The sequence below is a fragment of the Methylovorus menthalis genome, from assembly GCF_020523625.1.
GTDB classification, from domain to species: Bacteria; Pseudomonadota; Gammaproteobacteria; order Burkholderiales; family Methylophilaceae; genus Methylovorus; species Methylovorus menthalis.
In genome coordinates this window covers 718,360-738,893 of the sequence record NZ_JAJAQH010000006.1, presented here as the reverse complement: position 1 = coordinate 738,893, position 20,534 = coordinate 718,360, and the positions used below count along the sequence as shown (strand labels likewise).

The 20,534-nt window shown below is 53.0% G+C and carries 18 protein-coding genes, 1 tRNA gene and 1 other RNA gene; 6 read left to right on the top strand and 14 right to left on the bottom strand.

Annotated elements, in window-relative coordinates; all coding sequences use genetic code 11:
• Positions 1 to 164: 164 nt before the first annotated feature.
• Both LG204_RS09290 and LG204_RS09285 read right to left on the bottom strand, forming a co-directional pair.
• On the bottom strand, positions 165 to 308 hold the full coding sequence (locus tag LG204_RS09290; protein WP_013442439.1) for a DUF3096 domain-containing protein: 144 nt from the start codon (positions 306 to 308) through the stop codon (positions 165 to 167).
• Between the two features lie 46 nt (positions 309 to 354).
• A complete protein-coding gene (locus LG204_RS09285) occupies positions 355 to 1,692 on the bottom strand; it encodes a PQQ-dependent sugar dehydrogenase (RefSeq protein WP_230337005.1) in 1,338 nt (445 codons plus the stop codon).
• Between the two features lie 379 nt (positions 1,693 to 2,071).
• On the opposite strand from LG204_RS09285, the gene LG204_RS09280 reads away from it, so the two are divergent.
• The gene (locus LG204_RS09280) at positions 2,072 to 4,810 is read left to right on the top strand and encodes a bifunctional diguanylate cyclase/phosphodiesterase (protein ID WP_230337004.1); all 2,739 of its coding nucleotides are present in this window, start codon (positions 2,072 to 2,074) and stop codon (positions 4,808 to 4,810) included.
• A gap of 21 nt (positions 4,811 to 4,831) precedes the next feature.
• On the opposite strand, the gene LG204_RS09275 is transcribed toward LG204_RS09280, so the two are convergent.
• The 5 genes from LG204_RS09275 to LG204_RS09255 all read right to left on the bottom strand — a co-directional run bounded on the left by LG204_RS09275 (position 4,832) and on the right by LG204_RS09255 (position 10,814).
• Positions 4,832 to 6,247 carry an aminotransferase-like domain-containing protein gene (locus tag LG204_RS09275; RefSeq protein ID WP_230337003.1) on the bottom strand — a complete coding sequence of 472 codons (1,416 nt, stop codon included), beginning with the start codon at positions 6,245 to 6,247 and terminating at the stop codon, positions 4,832 to 4,834.
• Between the two features lie 92 nt (positions 6,248 to 6,339).
• The gene (locus LG204_RS09270) at positions 6,340 to 6,612 is read right to left on the bottom strand and encodes a hypothetical protein (protein WP_230337002.1); all 273 of its coding nucleotides are present in this window, start codon (positions 6,610 to 6,612) and stop codon (positions 6,340 to 6,342) included.
• Positions 6,599 to 8,902 carry an FdhF/YdeP family oxidoreductase gene (locus tag LG204_RS09265; protein ID WP_230337001.1) on the bottom strand — a complete coding sequence of 768 codons (2,304 nt, stop codon included), beginning with the start codon at positions 8,900 to 8,902 and terminating at the stop codon, positions 6,599 to 6,601. Before LG204_RS09265 ends, LG204_RS09270 begins: the two co-directional genes overlap by 14 nt.
• Before the next feature lie 188 nt (positions 8,903 to 9,090).
• Positions 9,091 to 10,116 (bottom strand): serine/threonine protein kinase, encoded by a 1,026-nt coding sequence (locus LG204_RS09260; RefSeq protein WP_230337000.1) that lies wholly within the window; start codon positions 10,114 to 10,116, stop codon positions 9,091 to 9,093.
• A 167-nt stretch (positions 10,117 to 10,283) separates the two neighbouring features.
• On the bottom strand, positions 10,284 to 10,814 hold the full coding sequence (locus tag LG204_RS09255; protein ID WP_230336999.1) for a glutathione peroxidase: 531 nt from the start codon (positions 10,812 to 10,814) through the stop codon (positions 10,284 to 10,286).
• Positions 10,815 to 11,422: 608 nt separating this feature from the next.
• Between LG204_RS09255 and LG204_RS09250 the strand changes: the two genes are divergently transcribed.
• Positions 11,423 to 11,794: a hypothetical protein gene (locus LG204_RS09250; protein ID WP_230336998.1), complete on the top strand. Its 372-nt coding sequence runs from the start codon at positions 11,423 to 11,425 to the stop codon at positions 11,792 to 11,794.
• A gap of 106 nt (positions 11,795 to 11,900) precedes the next feature.
• Here the strand turns inward: LG204_RS09250 and LG204_RS09245 are convergent, their stop codons facing one another.
• The 4 genes from LG204_RS09245 to LG204_RS09230 all read right to left on the bottom strand — a co-directional run bounded on the left by LG204_RS09245 (position 11,901) and on the right by LG204_RS09230 (position 14,571).
• Complete coding sequence (locus tag LG204_RS09245; protein WP_230336997.1) at positions 11,901 to 12,143, bottom strand: hypothetical protein; 243 nt, start codon at positions 12,141 to 12,143, stop codon at positions 11,901 to 11,903.
• A gap of 140 nt (positions 12,144 to 12,283) precedes the next feature.
• Entirely contained in the window at positions 12,284 to 12,841 is a 558-nt protein-coding gene (locus LG204_RS09240) for a tyrosine-type recombinase/integrase (RefSeq protein WP_328442014.1), read from the bottom strand.
• Between the two features lie 321 nt (positions 12,842 to 13,162).
• Positions 13,163 to 13,253 (bottom strand) — tRNA-Ser (locus tag LG204_RS09235).
• Between the two features lie 46 nt (positions 13,254 to 13,299).
• Complete coding sequence (locus LG204_RS09230; RefSeq protein WP_230336995.1) at positions 13,300 to 14,571, bottom strand: adenylate/guanylate cyclase domain-containing protein; 1,272 nt, start codon at positions 14,569 to 14,571, stop codon at positions 13,300 to 13,302.
• Between the two features lie 142 nt (positions 14,572 to 14,713).
• Between LG204_RS09230 and ffs the strand changes: the two genes are divergently transcribed.
• From ffs to recR, 4 genes are all read left to right on the top strand, one after another.
• Positions 14,714 to 14,811: signal recognition particle sRNA small type (ffs, locus tag LG204_RS09225), an RNA gene on the top strand.
• 117 nt (positions 14,812 to 14,928) lie between these two features.
• The gene (gene dnaX, locus LG204_RS09220; protein WP_230336994.1) at positions 14,929 to 16,770 is read left to right on the top strand and encodes a DNA polymerase III subunit gamma/tau; all 1,842 of its coding nucleotides are present in this window, start codon (positions 14,929 to 14,931) and stop codon (positions 16,768 to 16,770) included.
• Between the two features lie 24 nt (positions 16,771 to 16,794).
• On the top strand, positions 16,795 to 17,103 hold the full coding sequence (locus LG204_RS09215; protein ID WP_202943926.1) for a YbaB/EbfC family nucleoid-associated protein: 309 nt from the start codon (positions 16,795 to 16,797) through the stop codon (positions 17,101 to 17,103).
• A gap of 26 nt (positions 17,104 to 17,129) precedes the next feature.
• Positions 17,130 to 17,729: a recombination mediator RecR gene (gene recR, locus LG204_RS09210; RefSeq protein ID WP_230336993.1), complete on the top strand. Its 600-nt coding sequence runs from the start codon at positions 17,130 to 17,132 to the stop codon at positions 17,727 to 17,729.
• Between the two features lie 120 nt (positions 17,730 to 17,849).
• Here the strand turns inward: recR and LG204_RS09205 are convergent, their stop codons facing one another.
• The 3 genes from LG204_RS09205 to LG204_RS09195 are packed head-to-tail and all read right to left on the bottom strand — an operon-like array spanning position 17,850 to position 20,520.
• The gene (locus LG204_RS09205; protein WP_230336992.1) at positions 17,850 to 18,500 is read right to left on the bottom strand and encodes an HAD family hydrolase; all 651 of its coding nucleotides are present in this window, start codon (positions 18,498 to 18,500) and stop codon (positions 17,850 to 17,852) included.
• 2 nt (positions 18,501 to 18,502) lie between these two features.
• Entirely contained in the window at positions 18,503 to 19,222 is a 720-nt protein-coding gene (gene ubiG, locus LG204_RS09200) for a bifunctional 2-polyprenyl-6-hydroxyphenol methylase/3-demethylubiquinol 3-O-methyltransferase UbiG (protein ID WP_230336991.1), read from the bottom strand.
• Positions 19,189 to 20,520, bottom strand: a complete 1,332-nt coding sequence (locus LG204_RS09195; protein WP_230336990.1) for a TRZ/ATZ family hydrolase — start codon at positions 20,518 to 20,520, stop codon at positions 19,189 to 19,191. The genes ubiG and LG204_RS09195 overlap by 34 nt, the downstream gene beginning before the upstream one ends.
• Positions 20,521 to 20,534 lie beyond the last annotated feature (14 nt).

Genomic DNA, 20,534 nt, shown 5'->3' with positions numbered 1-20,534 from the left:
TAAAAAGTATTTATTTAAAACAAACCTTTCATAGAGCATGACACATCGTCATTAGTGTCGGTATTCCGTCATTTTTCATATGCCCCGTTAAATCAAATTCGCATGCAAATAAAAAACCAGCCCATCAAACAATTGATGAGCTGGTTTTTTGTCGTGCTTGCTTACTAAAGCGGAGTGCCCAGCAAACCGATCAGGCCGATGATGATCAGATACAAAGCCACAATATAGTTAAGCAGGCGAGGCATGACGAGAATCAGAATGCCTGCTATCAAAGACACAATCGGGCCAAGGGTTAGGTGAAGATTCATCGCACGCTCCTGTCAGTCATGAGGGTTGAACAGCTAAGATAAATGATCAAGGTTTAGCATCCTGAGATGCCGTGACAAATTTAGGGGTCACGCGCCAGATGGTATTGCCCACATCGTCCGCTACTAATAGCGCACCATGCTGATCCAGCGTTAATCCTACCGGACGCCCCTGCGCCTCTTCTTTGGCATTTAGAAAACCGGTCAGCACATCCTGCGAAGGCTCTGCTGGCTTACCATCCGCAAACGGCACAAAAATCACTTTGTACCCGCTTTTCGGATTGCGATTCCATGAGCCGTGCTGGCCGATGAACATACCTTCTGCATAGGCTGCCGGCAGGGTATTGCCCTTGGCTGCGAGCAAGCCGAGCGATGCAGTATGTGGCCCCAATGCATAATCAGGAGCAATGGCTTTGCTGACCTTATCGGCATCCTGTGGCTGCACGCGAGTATCCACATGTTGTCCGTAATAGCTGTATGGCCAGCCATAAAAAGCGTTATCTTTCACCGAGGTCAGGTAGTCCGGTACCAGATCGCTGCCGATTTCATCGCGCTCATTCACCACTGTCCACAAAGCACCGGTTTTTGGCTCCCACGCCATTCCATTCGGGTTGCGCAAGCCAGAAGCAAATATGCGATATTGACCATTCTCCGGATTGACTTCGAGAATGGCTGCGCGGTCTTTTTCGATATCCATGCCATTTTCGGCGACATTGCTATTCGAGCCCACCGTGACATACAGCTTGCTGCCATCTGCACTGGCTATCACATTCTTGGTCCAGTGATGGTTGATTCCGGCGGGCAAATCCACCACCTTTTCACCTGCAGCCTCAATATGGTCAGCGCCTGGTGTATACGGAAACTTGACCAAAGCATCGGCATTGGCCACATAAAAGACATTCCCGACCAGGGCCATGCCAAACGGTGAATGCAGGGCCTCGATGAACACCTTGCGATAGTCCGCGACGCCATCGCCATCCGTATCGCGCAGCAAGGTGATACGATCAGGGCTCTTCACGCCAGCGCCGGCACGCTGCATGAACCAGCCAGCAATCCAGCCACGCAGACTGAATTTCTGGTCATCTTTTTGCGGGGCATTGCTTTCCGCAACCAGGAGATCGCCATTGGGCAAGGTATATAGCCAGCGTGGATGATCCAGACCACTGGCAAAGCGCCGGACCTCCAGACCTTCCGCCGCGACGGGTTTTGCACTGCCATCCCAGCCCACCGCCTTGGCTACATTGACCGTCGGCAGAAAGGTGGATTTTGGTGCTGGCAATACAGGCTTTGCGCCCATGCCATCGGCTACCGGGAGGTTCGCCGTATCGCCGCATCCGGCGAGTACTACAGCAAACAGACTAATGGGTAAAATCTTTAGTGCAGACATTCATCATCCTTCACGCTACAAAATAAAACGTTGAATCAGTATATGCGCGTATGGCATTCCAGCCTGTCAGCGAGCCCAACTGACGCATGTAGGAATCGTCCGACACTTGGTGACGCTCAGGGCGCATACACAAACCCTATGCAAAAAAATCATGGCTAAGCTATACCGCAGGGTACGCTATTCCTCTCCCCAAAATATAGCGTTATATTGCAGGCATGATAATAATTGCGCACAGTTCGAATTTGCATCAAGAGCTGCTGCTCTAGGCGCGCGAAGCAAATGCCCATATAAAAACTACCAGCATTAAGACAAGAACAAAATTGCCGATATAGCAATATACAAAGCTGGATACTGAGAAGAGGGAAGGCCGCTTACTGGCATGGGCACACAACCGTCAGACAAGTCACTGCTTCACAAAGTCAGCAAAATCAAACCCTGGGGCGGAGATGGGAAACTCTGGCCATGGCTGATCTTGCTGATTGGTCTCGGCGTGACCTATCAGCTATGGCATCAATCCAGAGAGCAGGAATCCCTCAAGCTTGAGGCGGAGTTTGGCTTGAAGTCTCAGTTGGTGGTGAATCAGCTTGAACAATATCTTGCCGTGCAGGATCGCATGCTGCGCGGTGTCCAAAGCCTTTTCATGGCGTCCAACTCCGTAGAGGAAGAAGAGTTTCTTGCCTACACGGAAAGCCTGAAGAATCTGGATAATCATCAAGGTTTGCTATGTGTTGCATTTGCGCGGATTGAGCGTACACCAACGCCATCAACACGCTCGCGCAAGGCACTATCAGAGCCCATTACCCAACATCATGATGAAGCACTCCACATTCCGGTGGTATACAGTCAGCCCTTTTCTGGCAGTGATCCATGCATCCGACAGGATATTAAAGCCCCAGCCAGCCGATTTAATGCTTTCACGCGAGCACTAAGGGATGCCAATACCCACCTGACCCAGCCCATCATGCGGCAAAACCGCGCCTCCAATATCGCCACGCTGGACATGATCTTGCCCGTCTATTCCAACAGGATGCGAGGTCAGTCTCTTGAGGAACGTGAACACAATATCGAAGGCTGGGTATTTTCCAGTTTTGATATTGCAACCCTGATGGGGGAAATATTTCAGCAGGAAGTTTCGCAACTTGCGATCCGCATTACCGATATTTCGGACGCTGTGACCACGCTGCCTGTATATCAGAACCCCGGGGCGGATAAAGTAAAAACCCCTCAATATGAGTCTTCCAGACATCTGGAAATACATGGTCGCGTGTGGAACGTCCACATTGCCTCCAAGCCGGACTTCGAGGCAGCACTGGATAGGCATCGCTCCAGCCTGATCGCTGGTGCGGGTCTGGCGCTCAGCGTGCTGCTTTATTTGCTGAGCCGCCTGTTTGCCTATCGTACGCAGACGCTGAAAACCATGCGAGTGATGCACAAGGAACTCACCTTGAGCGAGCAGCGCTGGAAATTTGCACTGGAGGGCTCCGGCGATGGCGTCTGGGATTGGGATATCGAAAAAAATGAGGTAATACGCTCATCGCGCTTGAAAAGCATGCTGGGGCTGGAAGACTGGGAATTGGGCCCGGAATTGGAAGCCTGGAAAGAACGGATTCACCCGGAAGATGTATACCGGGTCGTCACTGACCTGGAAAAATACATGAATGGGGAAACCTCGCAATATATCAATGAGCATCGCCTGTTATGCAAAGATGGCAGCTGGAAATGGATACTGGCGCGTGGCATGGTGGTCGATTGGGCTGCCGATGGCCGACCGTTGCGTATGGTGGGCACGCATACCGACATCAGCAAGCTGAAGGAGTCAGAAAACCTGGTCTGGAGGCAGGCTAACTTTGATCAACTTACCGAGCTTCCCAACCGCCGGATGTTTTATGACAGGCTCGCGCAAGAAATCAAGAAATCCAATCGCCTTGACCACCCTCTCGCCCTGCTTTTTCTGGATCTGGATCATTTCAAGGAGGTCAACGATACTCTGGGGCATGACAAAGGTGACCAGCTGCTGCAGGAAGCCGCCCGCCGTATAAATCATTGCGTACGTGACACCGATACCGTGGCGCGGCTCGGTGGGGATGAGTTCATTGTCATTCTGAGCGAACTGGAAGACTTGAACAGCATTGACCGGATTGCCCAAGGCATCCTGGGCAAGCTCAGTGAATCATTCAAACTGGGAGAAGACATTGCCTTTGTTTCTGCCAGCATGGGCATAACGCTCTACCCCACGGACGCCAACAGCATAGACAACCTGCTCAAAAATGTGGACCAGGCGATGTACTCTGCCAAAGCCAGTGGCAGAAACCGCATCAGCTACTTTACGCCCTCCATGCAGCAGGCCGCCCACCAGAAAATGCTAATCACCAATGACCTGCGACTGGCCCTGCAGGACAAGCAGCTCCAAGTGCACTACCAGCCCATCATTCACCTCGCCAGCGGCACCATCGAAAAAGCCGAGGCGCTATTGCGCTGGCATCATCCCCAGCGCGGCATGGTCAGCCCTGCCGAATTCATCCCTATCGCCGAAGAAACCGGCCTGATCATGGAGATAGGTGACTGGGTGTTTGAGCAATCCATGCTGCAGGTCAAGAAATGGCAATTGCAACGCGGCTCGCATTTCCAGATCAGCGTTAACAAATCGCCCGTCCAGTTCAAGAACGATAGTTCCACGCACGATCACTGGCTGGATTACATGAAACAACTGGGGTTGGCTGGGCAAAGTCTGGTAGTCGAAATCACCGAGGGGCTGCTGCTGGATACCAGCCATAATGTCTCCAAAAAGCTGCTGGCGTTTCGCGATGCCGGGATTCAGGTCGCGCTGGATGACTTTGGCACCGGCTATTCCTCATTGGCTTATCTGCGCCGGTTTGATATTGATTACATCAAGATCGACCAATCCTTTGTGCGCAATATCTCCACGCAGCCAGATGATCTTGCCTTGTGTGAATCCATCATTGCCATGGCACACAAGCTGGGCTTAAGCGTGATTGCAGAAGGGATAGAAACGGAAGAGCAATGCGCCCTGCTGAAAGCGGCTGGTTGCGATTACGGACAAGGCTACTGGTTCTCGCCCGCCGTGCCTGCAGACAAATTTGAAACACTGGCGTTTTAAGGGCGGATGCAAGAGTGACGTTTAAGGCTGGGCCGCCAGCAGTCCGCACGCCAGTGCGCCTACCTCTTTCACCGCCATCTCTATCGTCGGCGTCCAGGGGTGACTGAAGTTAAGCCGAATAAAGTTGCGCAACTCCCCCCGGCGGCTAAACAAGGCGCCGGGGGCAATGGATATTCCCTTCGCAATACATAAGCCGTACAGATCCAGGGCATCCACGCCCACAGGCAATTCCAGCCAGACAACATAGCCACCCCCGGGGTGAGAGATACGGGTGCCCGCAGGAAAGTGCGCTTCAATCGCCGCCTTGATCAGCACGTAGTTGGATTTCAGCATGTGCCGCAAATGCCGCAAATGCATGGCATGGCTGCTGCGCTTCATGAATTTGGCAATCGCGATCTGCGGGGCGGAGGGAATGGACAGGCTATTGAGGAACATCAGCTTTTCCACTTTCTCGCGGTATAGCCCCGGCAGCGTCCAGCCTACCTGATAGCCCGGGGCGAGAGACTTGGAAAACGAAGCGCAATGCAGCACCAGCCCTTCCCTATCATAAGCCTTGATCGGTAACGGTGGCGCATCGCCAAAATACAGCTCCTGATAAACGTCATCTTCAATCAGCGGAATGCGCTTCGCCGCCAGCAGATTGACCAGGGCCTGCTTCTTGGCATCCGGCATCACCGAACCTTGTGGATTCTGGAAGTTGGCGGTCAGCAACACGGCGGCAATCTGCACGTTTTCCATCAGCGCCTGCAAGGCATCCAGCTCCATGCCCTCCTCCGGATGCGTGCGTACCTCAGCCACTTTCATGCCCATGCGCTCCACGGCATTGGCCAGCGCGTAATAACCGGGTGCCTCTACCGCAATGGTATCGCCCGCCTTGGCGACGGCCTGCAGGCAAAGGCTGATCGCTTCCGTCGCCCCGTGGGTAATCACGATATCGCGCGGCGAGACATCCATACCGACATCCAGATAGCGCTTGGCAATCTGTTGCCGCAGGCCTTCATTGCCAGGCGGCAGATCATTCAGCACACCCCAGTCGCCATTATCGGCATTCAGGGCGTTTTCGTACTGGCGGATTTTCTTGACGGGGAACAGCTGGGCATCAGGAAAAGGGGAGCCCAAGGGAATGGTGCCGGACTCACGAATGGAGCGCAGCGTGGACAGCACCAGCTCTACTTGAGTGAGCTGTCGTGCGGGTGCGGCAGCCGCATTTGGTTTACGTGATGATGGCTGACGCTGGGATACATAATAGCCAGACTGCGGATGGCTATAGATCACGCCTTCTTGCTCCAGCAGCTCGTAGGCCTTGATGACCGTGCTGATGCTGACCTTGTATTTCAGGCTCGCCTCACGCACCGAAAAGACTTTGTCGCCAGGGCGCAGCACGCTCTCATCGATTAATGCACGAATGCGAGTAGCGACGGTGACGTATAACTTCATGGGTATATAGGGTGGCCGGGGACGGCTTAATATACCCTAGTCCCTGCCCGCCCGGCAGGGATTTTTACGCCGTGCAGCTTGCGCTGCCTTGCTCAGGCAGCGAGTTGGTCGAACAAGCTCATGCCATAAGCAGTAAGTTCTGTGGTCCAGCGACCGGCATCATCGCAATGCACCGTCACCACACCATGCTCGGCAAGACTGGTGAGATGGCGCTGCAAGGTGCTCATGCGAACACTCAAGCGCTTGCACAAGGCAGCCATGGGGATAGTCTTGCGACCGCGCTGCGTCTCAGCCAGCATGTCGCCAAGCAATGCGCTCAGGAAAAACTCGACTTCCTGGGCCGTTTCTACCCTAAGCGGCTGCACGATGCGGCTCCATCAGCACCGGTACCGATTTGGAGGTGGGGGTATGCGAAATATCCGCCACGCTTTCCAATGGCACCAGATTGTTGGTCTCTGGGTAATAACCACCCAGGCAACCACGTGGAATGTCATATTCCACCAGCAGGAAGCGGTCTGCCCGGCGGGTAATACCATCCTGCCAGACACTGACCAGATCAACATACTCACCTGCCTTCAGGCCATGCTCAACCAGATCTTCCTTATTGACGAAGACGACGCGACGTTCGCCAAAAATACCGCGATAGCGATCATCCAGCCCGTAAATCGTGGTGTTGTACTGGTCATGCGAACGCGTGGTCATCAGGTTGAATACCTTGCTGCCAAACTGCTCACGTGCCTTGTGGATAGGCAGGTCGCGGGGAATGGCATGTACGCGGAACTCGGCCTTGCCAGTGGCGGTACGCCAGACACGGTCATAAGAAGGCACTGGCAGACGGAAGCCGCCTGGCTCCTTGATGCGTTGGTTGTACTGGGCAAAATCAGGCAGCACACGCTCAATGTCATTGCGAATGCGGCTGTAATCTTCCACATACCAAAGCCATGGGGTTTTGCTGTTCTTCAGGGTGGCATGGGCAATGCCCGCCACAATCGCAGGCTCGGACTTGATATGCGGCGAAGCTGGCTTGTTCATGCCATAGGAGATGTGCACCATGCTCATGGAGTCTTCTACCGTCACGCCTTGCGCGCCAGCAGCCTGCATATCGACCTCGGTACGGCCCAGGCATGGCAGTATCAGCGCATCTTTGCCGTGCACCAGGTTGGTACGATTGAGCTTGGTAGAAATCTGTACAGTCAGGTCGCAGTTGCGCAGACCTTGCCAGGTGCGATCAGTATCCGGGGTCGCAATCGAGAAATTGCCGCCCAAGCTGATGAATATCTTGACGTCACCATCCAGCATGCCGCGAATGGCACTCACCACATCGTGGCCGTGCTTGCGTGGCGGCTCAAAGTTGTACACCGTGCCCAGGCTATCCAGGAAAGCGTTGGATGGCTTTTCGTAGATACCAATGGTGCGATTGCCCTGCACATTGCTATGGCCGCGCATCGGACACAGGCCAGCACCGGGCTTGCCGATATTGCCGCGCAGCAGCATCAGGTTAGTGATCATCTGAATGGTGGCAACCGAATGCTTGTGCTGGGTAATGCCCATGCCCCAGGTAGCAATGACACGTTCACCGGCCGCATAGATATTCGCAACGGATTCGATATGCTCTCGACTGACACCAGACTCTTCCAGGATAGGCTCCCAGCTTTCTGCACGAATATCGGCAGCAAAACTGTCAAACCCATGGGTATGTTCATCCAGGAAATCGACATCAAGCACACGCTTGCTGCCCGTGGCTTGGGCCTGGTCATCCCACTCGATCAGGTATTTGATAAGGCCTTTGACAAAGGCCAAGTCGCCGCCCAGCTTGGGCTGGATATACACTTCACTGATCTTGGTGCCACCAAAGGTGACCATTTCAAGCAGGCTTTGTGGATCAGCAAACTTTTCCAGGCCGCGCTCACGCAATGGATTGATGGAAACGATCTTGGCGCCACGGCGAGCACACTCGCGCAGTTCGCCCAGCATGCGAGGATGATTGGTGGCTGGGTTATGCCCAAACAGCAACAAGGTGTCGGTATGCTCAAAGTCCTCCAGCGTCACGCTGCCTTTGCCGATGCCCACCATTTCCGGCAGGCCGACGCTGGTAGACTCATGACACATGTTCGAGCAATCGGGGAAGTTATTGGTACCGAATTCACGGCCAAACAGCTGATAGAGGAAAGCCGCTTCGTTGCTAGCACGGCCAGACGTGTAAAACACGGCCTGATCTGCATGAGAAATCGTGTTCAGCTGACGGCCAATCATGGCATAGGCTTCGTCCCACTCCAGCGGTACGTATTTGTCCGTAGCGCTATCGTAGCGCATGGGGTTAGTGAGGCGACCCTGGTCTTCCAGCTTGAAATCGCTCCACTCCATGAGTTCGGCGACAGTGTGCTTGGCAAAGAACTCAGGGGTGACACGCTTGGCAGTGGCTTCGGCAGCCACTGCCTTAACGCCGTTTTCACAAAATTCAAAGGTGGAAGTATGCTCTTTGTCAGGCCATGCACATCCTGGGCAGTCAAAACCATCTGGCTGGTTTTGCGACAACAGGGTAATCACGCCTTTTGCCGGAATGCGTTGATTTACCAGCTGAAAAGCCACATTTTTCAATGCGCCCCAACCAGCAGCCGGGTGTGGATAATGGCGAACAACCTTGTTATCTGACATAAGCGGGCAAACTTCCTGTTAACTCGATGATTCCGTCGCGGGCAAAGCCGGCAGCCGGATTGGGATAGGGTTATCCTATGATCATCGCATCAGGATTGGCAGACACAGATAAGGGAAATTTTTACAGTACAGTTGTCAGCACAGATACGCCACTCACTGCTTCGGAGTGCCACGCTACCGGTGGACGGCTAGAAATTGCCACCGCGCTGGATGAGGATGGGAGGTTCTTGCATCAACGCAACCTGCTCACGCAGCTCCAGGATGCGGTCTTGCCAGTATTGCTGGGTATTGAACCAGCTGAATACGCGGGGAAATGCAGGATCGGTCCAGCGCATGGCCAGCCAGCCCGCGTAGTGGATCAGCCTCAGGGTACGCAATGCTTCGATCAGATGTACTTCCGTCGGATTGAAATCATAAAAATCTTCATAGCCATCCAGCAAGGATTGCAACTGACGACGCATATCGTCCTGACTGCCGGACAACATCATCCATAAATCCTGAATGGCAGGTCCCATGCGGCTGTCATCGAAGTCGACAAAATGGGGACCGGCATCCGTCCACAGCACATTGCCCATATGGCAATCCCCATGCAGACGAATATGCTCCACCCTGCCCGCCCGCTCAAAACATTCGGCTACACCTTGCAGCGCGAGCTGGATAACGGCACGGTAAGGCTGCTCCAGGTCTGCCGGAATAAAGCCATGCTCAAGAAGATAATCACTGGGAGCCGTGCCAAAACTTTCAATATTGAGCGTGGGGCGATGCACATATGGCTGTTGCGCACCCAGCGCATGAATGCGCCCGATAAAACGCCCCATCCATTTCAGCACATCCGGTTGATCAAGCTCTGGTGAGCGGCCACCTCGACGCGCAAATACCGCAAAGCGATAACCGCGGTATTCAAACAGCGTTTTGCCATTGATCTGCATAGGCGGTACGGCAGGAATTTCGGCCTCTGCCAGAGAGCACAGAAACGCATGCTCTTCCCCTATCTGCGCATCATCCCAACGCTTGGGGCGGTAAAACTTGGCCACCACTGGCTGACCATCTTCTATGCCCACCTGATAAACGCGGTTTTCGTAACTATTGAGCGCCAATTGTCGCCCATCGGTCATCAAGCCTTGGCTTTCCAAGGCATCCAGAACCAGGTCTGGACTCAGCTCAGAAAACGGCTCGGAAAATGGTTCGTTGGAAGGCGTTAATGAATCAGTCATATCCGCATTTTACATCCCCGGCCACACTTAAGGGTTTAAGTCTGCGCCTTAAAAACGAAGAGCTACCAATAAGTAATTGAATACAGAAGAAATAAAGACCATTCACCCATAAAAAGAGGGGCTTGAAACAAGCCCCTCTTTTGTCATTACAGCTAACTATTGAATCGTTACTTCAGGTAAGGCTTCAGCTTGCTCATGATCTGGCTGGCCTCAGGCTCAACATCGCTGCTATAGGCATAAACCTGCTCAGCATTCGGCAATATCAGGTATTTGTAAAAATTCCACATGGGAGGCTCTTTGGTAATCGCCGCCAGTTGCTTGTAGAAGAGATGCGCTTGCGGCCCCACGACAGAGGTCTTGCCTACCATGGGGAACTGCACCGCATAGGTCTGCTTGCAAAAGTCACCTATCTCCTTGTTACTGCTCAATTCCTGCTTAAAGTCATTGGAGGGGAAGCCAATCACAAGCAAACCGTGGGATTTGTAATGCTTGTACATGGACTCCAGCTTTTCAAACTGGGGAGTAAAGCCGCACTTGCTAGCCGTGTTCACCACCAGAATAGGCTTGTCCTGATAGTCACACAGGTTGATTTTTTCACCTTGCAAGGTATTGAACTGGTGGTTGTAAAGCTCGTTACATCCTCCTGCATATGCCATATTGCTCGCCACCCATAAAAAAACCGCCACTAGATATTTCATTTTTCTCTCACTGGATTCATAAACCGGCTCAATCAGCCTTGCTGCACTTAATCTTGTGACTGCATATTCTGACGTTTGTTCTGTTACACCTTGCAGGATTATGGCATAAGCCATGGCAACCCATACACTATGGCCCCTACAAGCCTGCGACCAAGGATAAGAGTTACAGCGTAGCTGAGGAATCTAGCGGGATAGCGGTTCTAGGAGCTTCGGCTACTTTTTTATCCAAACTGCTCTGAAAAGAATTCATCAAGAGCAGAACGCGCTTCACATTCCCTATTTCGATAGTCCAGCATTTTTTCACCAAAGTCGCGGCTTGGAGCTAGACCGCCCTTCTCTAAAGCCGGGAGTTTAGGAACCTTCGCGGGAAAGGAGATTCCACATATCAGTCTGCTATGGTTGGCGCACTCATAGCTTGCGGAAAACGCTGATGGTGATCGCCGGTTATAGCATCCGGCGTGCTTTAGGCGGTCATGACTCTACTAAGCCGAGCCTGCGCTGATTTATAAAATAAATTCAAGCATTTATGTGAATTCACATTGAAAAAGTTGAGATCTCCAAAGATAGTAGATAAATAACTGATAAATCTAGACAAAATTGGATCTTGGATGAAAATTCAATTTAAAATTGTTGTTATTTTTTTCTGCATGATCGCATTTGGAGCTGGCGCTCTTACCGCATCAATGTATGGACTCATGTTGCCCATTGAAACGATCAGTTTTGAAAATCTTGCCAGCAAGGAAATAACTTCAATAAAGCTCTCTTACACTAGCTTAGATAGGACCTTATTTATCGAAGCTCCTATCCCAGCGCTAAATAAGACATCGTCAGTTAAGTTTCTCGCAGAAGGTAACGGAACGTGTTTTGTAAAAGTCTCTTTCGGCAATGCCCGTTCACTCAACGCAAGCTGTGGGGCCATGGTGAACTTTGGAACTAAAACCTTCCGAATAACGGACAGCGCGATTGCAGTTATCAAGTAGCCAGAAATGCAAAAACCCGCAGTGCGTGGCACATGCGGGTTTGTATGGGTACAGCTATTCAGAATATCGAATGAGGCGGATTATTCGGTACTCGGCGCGGATAAAGTCAAGCATTTCTCTGCAACTCGTAAATTAAAACGCTCGCGAGAAACTCATCGCCGTTAACGCCAAGCTGCTTCTTAGCGTCCTGAAGGACTTCATCTGAGGCCTCAACAGGCTCAAATGCAAACTCGTCGCTTTCGTTTACGGCCACCATGAAATTTGTAGTGCCTACGCGCCATTTGCGAAGTTCGAATTGCTCACTATCGACTTTGACGGTTTTGTATAGTTCGCCCTTTTTCACGTTCATTCCACCTTTATAGTTATTTCCAGCTCATGCTGGAAGCCCATCTTGCGCCCTTTCTCCCGCGACTTCAATCAATCCAACAATCCCAGCTCAGGGGGAATTTTTATGAAAAAACTAATTATTCGCCCAGAATATTTTTGGAGTTACCTCTTACAAAGGTAATCAGACCACAACAACAACATCATCTTGCTGCGCTCATCGATGTATTCAGCCCGGTTATATGCTGCACGCACAGCATTTTCCGGGACGTGGGCCAGTTGCCTCTCGGTGGCATCTGGATTGAATCCGCTCTCGTTCAGAATGGTTAAAGCCACAGAACAGAAGCCATGGCCATGCATCTGGCTTTTGTAATCCATTCGGTACCGTGCATAGAGCAACGTATTGTTGCTCACAGGTGCCAAATGGTTTCGGCCCGGCAGAATGTATTCACTACCCTTCGCAAGCACGCGCAATCGCTCTAGGATCACTTTAACCTGGGGAGTTAAGGGGCTAAGGTGATCGCGGTCCATTTTCATGCGTTCGCCGGGCACGCGCCAGAGATTTGCGTCATAGTCCAGCTCATCCCATCGACCATACGTCAGCTCGCGCGTCCTAAGCCATACGTGCGCCAGCAATTTCAAGCCCAGCTGGATATTCATTTCGCCAAGCCTGTGATAATCGGTAATGTCCGCCATGAGCTTTGGCAGCTCTTCAGGTCTGATGGCCGGTTGATTCTTGGCAACGTTTGGGATCAGGCCTTTTCAGGCCGGGCGGGACACCCATAGATAGAGGCCGCCGCCATCGCTCAGCTTTGAGAGGGTTTTGCCTTCAAAGGTGGCTTCTCGGCAAGCCAAATCCGTCAAATTCTTTGCCATGGCGTGTGGTAACTTTTATGGTGAATGTGGTAAGTCATTCGAAAATTACCCCGCAAACTGCCCGGATTGCAACGGATTAGAATGGACTGCTGAAATGCAAAAAAGCCAGACTAGGTCTGGCTTTCATGGACTATATCGAACTGGAATGGATCGAATCAAACTCGTTATTGGCGGAAGGGGCGGGATTCGAACCCGCGTTAGGCTATTAGCCTAAACACGCTTTCCAGGCGTGCGACTTAAACCACTCATCCACCCTTCCGTAACGTGGAGCCGGATTATATATCAAGTCCGGCGGCAGTCCAAACCTAAAATGCAGTTCGCTTGGATTTCAACAGGTAGGCGGCTACCTGCTCGTCATGCCCTTTAACCAGAATCGTCCCACGACGCTCCATGACATAATGTTCACGCAATAGCTGATACGTCGCCTCTGACACCTGTATATCGCCGGGTATCCCATATTGCTCCATGCGGCGTGCAAGATTAACAGCGTCACCCCAAAGGTCGTAACTGAATTTTGAGTGTCCAATAACGCCTGCCACCACCGGGCCGCTATTGATGCCTATGCGCATGGACAAGGGCGTGCCGACCTGTATAGATATCTTCTGCAGCAAGGCCTGCACTTCCAATGCCATATCCGCCACCGCCTCGGCATGATCAGGCCGCTCGATCGGCGCTCCGGAGACCAGCATATAAGCATCCCCTATCGTCTTGATCTTCTCAAGACCATGCTTGGCGGCCAGGCGGTCAAACCCGGAAAACACCTCATTCAACAGATCAAGCAATGCTTCCGGTGACATATGCAAAGACAATCTGGTGAAGTCCACCAGATCAGCAAACAGGATGGTGACATTTTGATACCGGTCCGCTATTTTCACTTCGCCGGCTTTCAAGCGCTCGGCAATGGACACCGGCAACAGGCTGAGCAAAAGCTTCTCCGAGCGCGCCTGCTCGTAGGATAAGGCTTCCATCAGCCTGGCTTTCTGCGATTGAAAATAGCGCAGAACGGTATAAAGAATGCTGGCAACACCAGCCAGATTGATCAGAAAGAAGATGCTTTTGGTTGTTGCAGGGATAGGAAGCGCATAGCCCGCAAACAGGCTGTTGAGCTGCCAGGAAACCCCTGCCAGAATAAGAAAAAGGGCAAACCATTGCGTGGACTGCGTCGCGCCCAGAATCATCATGGCGCCCACCGGGGAAAGCAAGGCCCAGATCGCCATGCCACTGGACGCTTCAAAGCCGCCGATAATCCATTGCATGAAAAAGGGCATGACCAGCAGCATGACTAGCTGCGTAAAGACAAAATAATCGAAGCGCTGCATGCGATAAAACAACAGCAGGCTGGCGTATGAAAACACGAGGTAGACGTACGGCACCGCCGCCATGAGAGCATAACCGTCGCCCAAGCCGGAGAGCGTATAAATCCAGAAGATGCAGATCAGGCTTTCTGCCAGCACCAAGAAAAAAAGAATAGCCTGTCCCAGCAAGTTGGCGGTCGGGCTTTGCAGCGTAAACCACATTCCCTTAAGACGCCCTTGCCATGGTTGCTGAATGCTGAACATGCCAGATTTTTCGCGCACTTAACCCTTGAGATTATTATTTATTTCATTGATTTATCTCCGCACTATAGCGCATGGATTAGGCATTATCTAGTTGGCTAACCTGCAACGACCGATCTATTTCAATTAGGGAATCCAGGCGTTTTGCGCTAGAATTATTTCCGGCGGGCCTCCCCGCATTGCAAAGTAGCGAACCTGGTCAGGTCCGGAAGGAAGCAGCCACAGTTATTGAAGCAAGTGCCGGGGGCTGGGCTCGCCACCGATTTCCCAAGGTTTGATCATGACCGCTCAACAATCAGGATCAAATCTCCGCTCTTACGCGAATGCGCTTTTTGGACTAAAGTTGTAGTCTCGCTAATCTAAGTAAACGCCTGCCTTATGAGTTATCAAGTTCTTGCCCGGAAATGGCGCCCCAAGCTGTTCGAAGCGCTGGTCGGACAGGAACACGTGGTGCGCGCACTGACCAATGCCCTTGAGCAACAGCGTCTGCATCACGCGTATCTTTTTACCGGTACACGCGGGGTTGGCAAGACCACGCTGGCTCGTATCCTCGCCAAATCGCTCAATTGTGAAACCGGCATTACCGCTCACCCATGCGGCGTCTGTTCGGCCTGCGTCGACATCGACCGCGGCCGCTTTGTCGATATGCTGGAAGTGGATGCGGCATCAAACACGCAGGTAGACAGCATGCGCGAGCTGCTGGATAACGCGCAATATGCCCCGACAGTTGGCCGCTTCAAGGTCTATATCATCGATGAAGTGCACATGCTGTCGCGCTCAGCCTTCAATGCCATGTTGAAAACGCTGGAAGAGCCACCTGCGCACGTCAAGTTCATCCTGGCGACGACTGACCCGCAAAAGATGCCGGTCACTGTCCTTTCGCGCTGCCTGCAATTCAATTTGCGCCAGATGTCCACACCCTCGATTACCAGCCACTTGCAAGAAGTGCTGGCCAAGGAAAATATTCCCTCCGACAGTGTTGCGCTGCAACTGATTAGCCGCGCTGCCAACGGCAGCATGCGTGATGCGCTTTCCCTGCTGGATCAAGCCATTGCCTACGGTGGCAATCGCGTAAATGAAAGCGAAGTGCGCGCCATGCTCGGCGCCATCGACCAGAGCTACCTGTATGGCCTGCTGGATGCCCTGATTGTCCAGGATGGCCCGAGCCTGATGGCGCAAGCCAAAAGCATGGAAGAACGCAGCTTGTCGTTTGATACCGCCCTGGCGGATCTGGCCCAGTTGCTCCATCAGCTGGCCGTGGCACAGACCGTACCGGAAAGTATTCCAATGGACCTGCCCGAGCGCACGGCCCTGCTGGACCTCGCCGGCAAACTCCCTGCCGATAAAGTGCAGCTTTATTATCAAATTACCCTGCTGGGCCGCCGCGACCTTGGTTTGGCTCCAGATGAGTTTGCAGGCTTCACCATGTGCCTGTTGCGCATGCTGGCTTTCACAAACGAAAGCACTAACAAACCTTCGCCTGCGACTCCGGCCCCATCCGGTAGCGATCGGCCCGTCGCTCAGATGGCAGGCGGTGCCGCCAGTGCGCTCGCCGCCGCAACCATGGCAAAATCAACTATAGCGGCACAGTCCGCTGCGGCCGGGCTTAACCAGCCATCGCAGGCAAAGCCCATGACTGAATCTATCACACCTGCAACAAACACTGGTGCTGGCGCCATCCTTGAATCCACTACCGCCACCGCTCCAGTGGTGATCGAGCCTGAAGCTCAGGTAAGCTCTTCAAAAGAGCAGGCTTCTCAGGTTGCGTCGCCTGAACCCACCTACGCGCCCTTTTCTGAATCTACGATGCCTTCATCCTCTGCAGAAAACAGCCTGCAGGAAGAGTTTGATGGCAATTGGCGTCTCTTGGTAGACAAGTTGAAACTTGGTTTGGCAAGGGCTCTGGCCCAGCATTGCGAGTTGACCAGCCATACGGCAGACCGCCTTGAGCTACAAGTGCCGGAAGCCCACAAACATTTGCTGGACCCTAACTACCAAGAAAAGCTGAAAGCCGCGATTGAGGCCCACTTCGGCCGCAAGATGCACTTGCAGTTCAGCATAGGCGGCGGCAACAATACGCCCGCCCACCACATCAGTCAGGAAAAAGCCGAACTGCAATCCCAAGCGGAATCCTCCATCAAGCAAGATGGCTTTGTGCAGGCATTAGTGCGTGACTTTGGCGCACAGATCATCCCTTCCAGTATCAAACCCCTACAATAACCGCAGACTAAGGAGCATCCCATGATGAAAGGCGGCTTGGGCAACCTGATGAAACAGGCCCAGCAAATGCAGGAAAACATGAAACGCGCCCAGGAAGAACTGGCGCAGGTGGAAGTTGAGGGCCAAGCGGGTTCCGGCATGGTTAAAGTCACCATCACCTGTCGTAATGAGGTCAAGCGATTGCATATCGACCCCAGCCTGATGAGCGATGACAAGGAAATGCTGGAAGACCTGATCGTCACGGCACTCAACGATGCCGTGCGCAAGGCAGAAGCCACCTCGCAGCAGCGCATGAGCGGTTTGATGCCTGCCGGCATGAAGCTGCCTTTTTAGTCTTAGCGAAAAAACACCTCAAAGCCATGCGCAACCCACCCGCCCTGGAGCAGCTTGTTGAGTCTCTGCGTTGCCTGCCAGGCGTCGGGCCAAAATCCGCATTGCGCATGGCATACCATCTTTTGCAACGCGACCGTAGCGGCGCCGGCGGCCTCGCCCAGGCCTTGCATAACGCATTGCAAGTCGTCACCCATTGCAGCCTATGCAACACCTTCAGCGAAGATATTGTCTGCCCTTTGTGTGCGGCTGATAATCGCGACCCCACCCTGCTCTGCGTGGTTGAAATGCCCACCGATCTGATGATGCTGGAACAGACACGCGTGTTTCAGGGCCGTTATTTTGTATTGATGGGTAAGCTATCGCCGCTGGATGGCATAGGCCCCAAAGAAATTCACCTGGAAAAACTGCTGAAACGTGCACAGGACGGTGTGGTAGAAGAGGTGGTGCTCGCCACCAATTACACCGTGGAAGGCGAAGCGACGGCGCACTATATCAGCGAGCTGTTGCGCTCGCGCGGGCTCAAGGTGAGCCGCATTGCCCGTGGATTGCCCATGGGCGGCGAAATCGAACATGTAGATAGCGGAACACTGGCTCAGGCCTTAATGGAGCGGCGCAGCGTTCGCTAGTTGAGTCTGTTCATCGGTTGGTAGGGCTAGCCGTCCCTCAATGCCCAGACAGCCAACTCGGCAACCTGATCATAATCAGTAGCGGTAAACATGCTTTTAGGCATGAGAATACCTACTATTTCAGTGGATTAACGCGATCAAATCCAGAGGTTGGTCAATCATGGCATCCGCGCCCCATTGCTCTGTTTGGTCCTGATCATCCAAATAGCCATACATGGCCAGCACCGTTTTCATGCCTGCTGTACGTCCCGCCTCGATATCCCGCTCAGCATCGCCGATGTAGAGACATTGCTGAGGCTTGACGGCCATCTGGGCGCAAGCCAGCAATAACGTATCCGGATATGGCTTCGCACGCGCAGCATCATCGCCGCTAACGACACAGGCAGCCCGCCTGCTCAACCCCATCACCTGCATCATGGGCTCGGTAAAGCGACGGGGCTTGTTGGTCACCACGCCCCAGCGCAGGCTCTGACTTTCTATATGGGCCAACACCTCAGCCATGCCAGAAAAAAGCACCGGGGATCGAGCAAAGACTTCATCATAAATCGCCAGATACTCATTACGCATGGTCTCAAACTCCGAATCATCCATCGTGAGGCCAAAGCCTTTATGCAACAAGCCACGGCTGCCATGCGACGCAAATGGCCGGATATCGTCCAGCGGCAAGGCCGCAAGTCCATGCCGCTCGCGTTGCAGATTAAGTGCATAAGCAAGGTCTGGCGCGGTATCCACCAGGGTACCGTCCAGATCAAACAGGATCACATCAGCCACGCTTACTTCACCGTATGCATGATGTAATTGACTGAGACATCCGTTCCCAGCGAGTAATGCTTGCGCAGCGGGTTATAGCTCATGCCCCGCATTCCACCAACCGTCAGGCCGGATTCCCTTGCCCACTCTGCCAGCTCGGATGGCTTAATGAACTTGGCGTACTCATGCGTGCCCTTGGGCAGCATATTCAGCACATATTCGGCACCGATAACGGCAAACAGATAGGATTTTGGATTGCGATTCAAGGTAGAAAAAAACACATGCCCGCCCGGCTTTGCCAAGGTAGCGCATGCACGTACTACCGCAGCGGGGTCGGGCACATGCTCCAGCATTTCCATGCAAGTCACAACATCGAATGAGGCTGGCTGCTCTTTGGCAAGCGCCTCGACCTCGATCAGACGGTAATTCACCTTGGCGCCGCTTTCAAGTCTGTGCAGCTCTGCTACTTTCAAGGCTTTCTCACCAAGATCAATGCCCGTCACATCGGCACCGCGTGCACTCATGGATTCTGAAAGAATGCCACCACCACAGCCGACATCCAGCACGGTTTTACCTTGCAATCCCGCGAGGTCGTCTATGAGTTGCAAGCGCAGGGGGTTGATGTCATGCAAAGGCTTGAATTCGCTATTGGGATCCCACCAACGGTGAGCCAGTGTGGCAAATTTCTGCAGTTCTGCAGGGTCGGCATTCATGCCCGAAACGGACTGAGTTTGGGATACCATTGTGTCGTTATTTCCTTTAATTCGGCAGGTTCAACATGAGCATAGATGCCCTCTTGATAGCAGAGTTCACCTGCAATCCAGGTATGCGTCACATGCTCGCGCCCGGCAACGTAGACCAGATGGGAAACGGGATCAAAACATGGATTGCAAATGGCACTATCCATATCAACCGCCACCAGGTCAGCCAGCTTACCTGACTCGATAGTACCTATTTTATCGTCGAGCCCTAATGCCCGTGCACCATTAATCGTCGCCATTTCCAGGGCTTTGGTGGCGGGGACCACAGCTGCATCCTCACCCGCTCCTTTGGCGAGCAATGCTGCCAGATGCATTTCGGCAAACATGTCGAGGCGGTTATTGCTGGCGGCACCATCCGTGCCCAGGCCAACGTTAATACCACGCTCCAGCATGGCAGAGACATTAGCGATGCCACTGCCCAGCTTCAGGTTGGAGGTGGGGCAATGCGCGACATGACAACCAAACTCCTTGAGCAGTGCACGCTCCGTGTCATCCAGATGCACTGCATGGGCTGCCACCAAGCTAGGGCCCAGTATACCCAAATCAGCCATTCGTCGGATTGGCCGCACCCCATATTGAGTGAAACTTTGCTCAAGTTCGGCGCGCGTTTCATGCAGATGCGTATGGATTCCCAGCCCCAATTGCTCGGCGTAGGTCATCACCTGCTCAAAGCTGCGGTCACTCATGGTGTAAGGGGCATGCGGCGCAAGGCTGCTGCTGATAAGTGGATTCCCGCGCCATCCATCTCGCGCCTCCAGCCCTTTCAACAGGTAATCATCGGCATCTGTGGCATAAGCAGAAGGGAAATCCATCACAACCATGCCAAGATGGGCTCGTATGCCAGCCTGAGTAACAGCCTCTGCAGCTGCGTCGGGGTAAAAATACATATCATTGAAACAGGTGGTACCACCTGCCAGCATTTCGGCACTCGCCAGTAAGGTACCATCCCGCACAAAACGGGGAGTAACGGCGGCTCGCTCTGCAGGCCAAATGTGATTCTGCAGCCAGTCCATCAATGGCAAATCATCGGCCATGCCGCGCATCAGGGTCATGGCCGCGTGCGTATGCAGGTTTATCAGGCCCGGAATTAGCGCATGGTGTTCCAGTCGAATCACTCGTGCAGGATGAAAAGTGGCTCTGGCTTCTGCCGTCGGCAAGATGGCATGGATATGGCCCTCGCCATCAATCATGACAGAGGTGTTTTCAAGCACCAGCCCTTGCGGGATAACTGGAATGACCCAGCGCGCTTCTATCGCCAGCTCTACTTCGGTTGTATTCATGGTTCAGCCCATAA

Bases quoted from the DNA above. Each gene is read 5' to 3' on its own strand.
- LG204_RS09290 (WP_013442439.1), bottom strand. From the start codon at position 308: ATGAATCTTCACCTAACCCTTGGCCCGATTGTGTCTTTGATAGCAGGC.
- LG204_RS09285 (WP_230337005.1), bottom strand. From the start codon at position 1,692: ATGTCTGCACTAAAGATTTTACCCATTAGTCTGTTTGCTGTAGTACTC.
- LG204_RS09280 (WP_230337004.1), top strand. From the start codon at position 2,072: ATGGGCACACAACCGTCAGACAAGTCACTGCTTCACAAAGTCAGCAAA.
- LG204_RS09275 (WP_230337003.1), bottom strand. From the start codon at position 6,247: ATGAAGTTATACGTCACCGTCGCTACTCGCATTCGTGCATTAATCGAT.
- LG204_RS09265 (WP_230337001.1), bottom strand. From the start codon at position 8,902: ATGTCAGATAACAAGGTTGTTCGCCATTATCCACACCCGGCTGCTGGT.
- LG204_RS09260 (WP_230337000.1), bottom strand. From the start codon at position 10,116: ATGACTGATTCATTAACGCCTTCCAACGAACCATTTTCCGAGCCGTTT.
- LG204_RS09255 (WP_230336999.1), bottom strand. From the start codon at position 10,814: ATGAAATATCTAGTGGCGGTTTTTTTATGGGTGGCGAGCAATATGGCA.
- LG204_RS09250 (WP_230336998.1), top strand. From the start codon at position 11,423: ATGAAAATTCAATTTAAAATTGTTGTTATTTTTTTCTGCATGATCGCA.
- LG204_RS09245 (WP_230336997.1), bottom strand. From the start codon at position 12,143: ATGAACGTGAAAAAGGGCGAACTATACAAAACCGTCAAAGTCGATAGT.
- dnaX (WP_230336994.1), top strand. From the start codon at position 14,929: ATGAGTTATCAAGTTCTTGCCCGGAAATGGCGCCCCAAGCTGTTCGAA.
- LG204_RS09215 (WP_202943926.1), top strand. From the start codon at position 16,795: ATGAAAGGCGGCTTGGGCAACCTGATGAAACAGGCCCAGCAAATGCAG.
- recR (WP_230336993.1), top strand. From the start codon at position 17,130: ATGCGCAACCCACCCGCCCTGGAGCAGCTTGTTGAGTCTCTGCGTTGC.
- ubiG (WP_230336991.1), bottom strand. From the start codon at position 19,222: ATGGTATCCCAAACTCAGTCCGTTTCGGGCATGAATGCCGACCCTGCA.
- LG204_RS09195 (WP_230336990.1), bottom strand. From the start codon at position 20,520: ATGAATACAACCGAAGTAGAGCTGGCGATAGAAGCGCGCTGGGTCATT.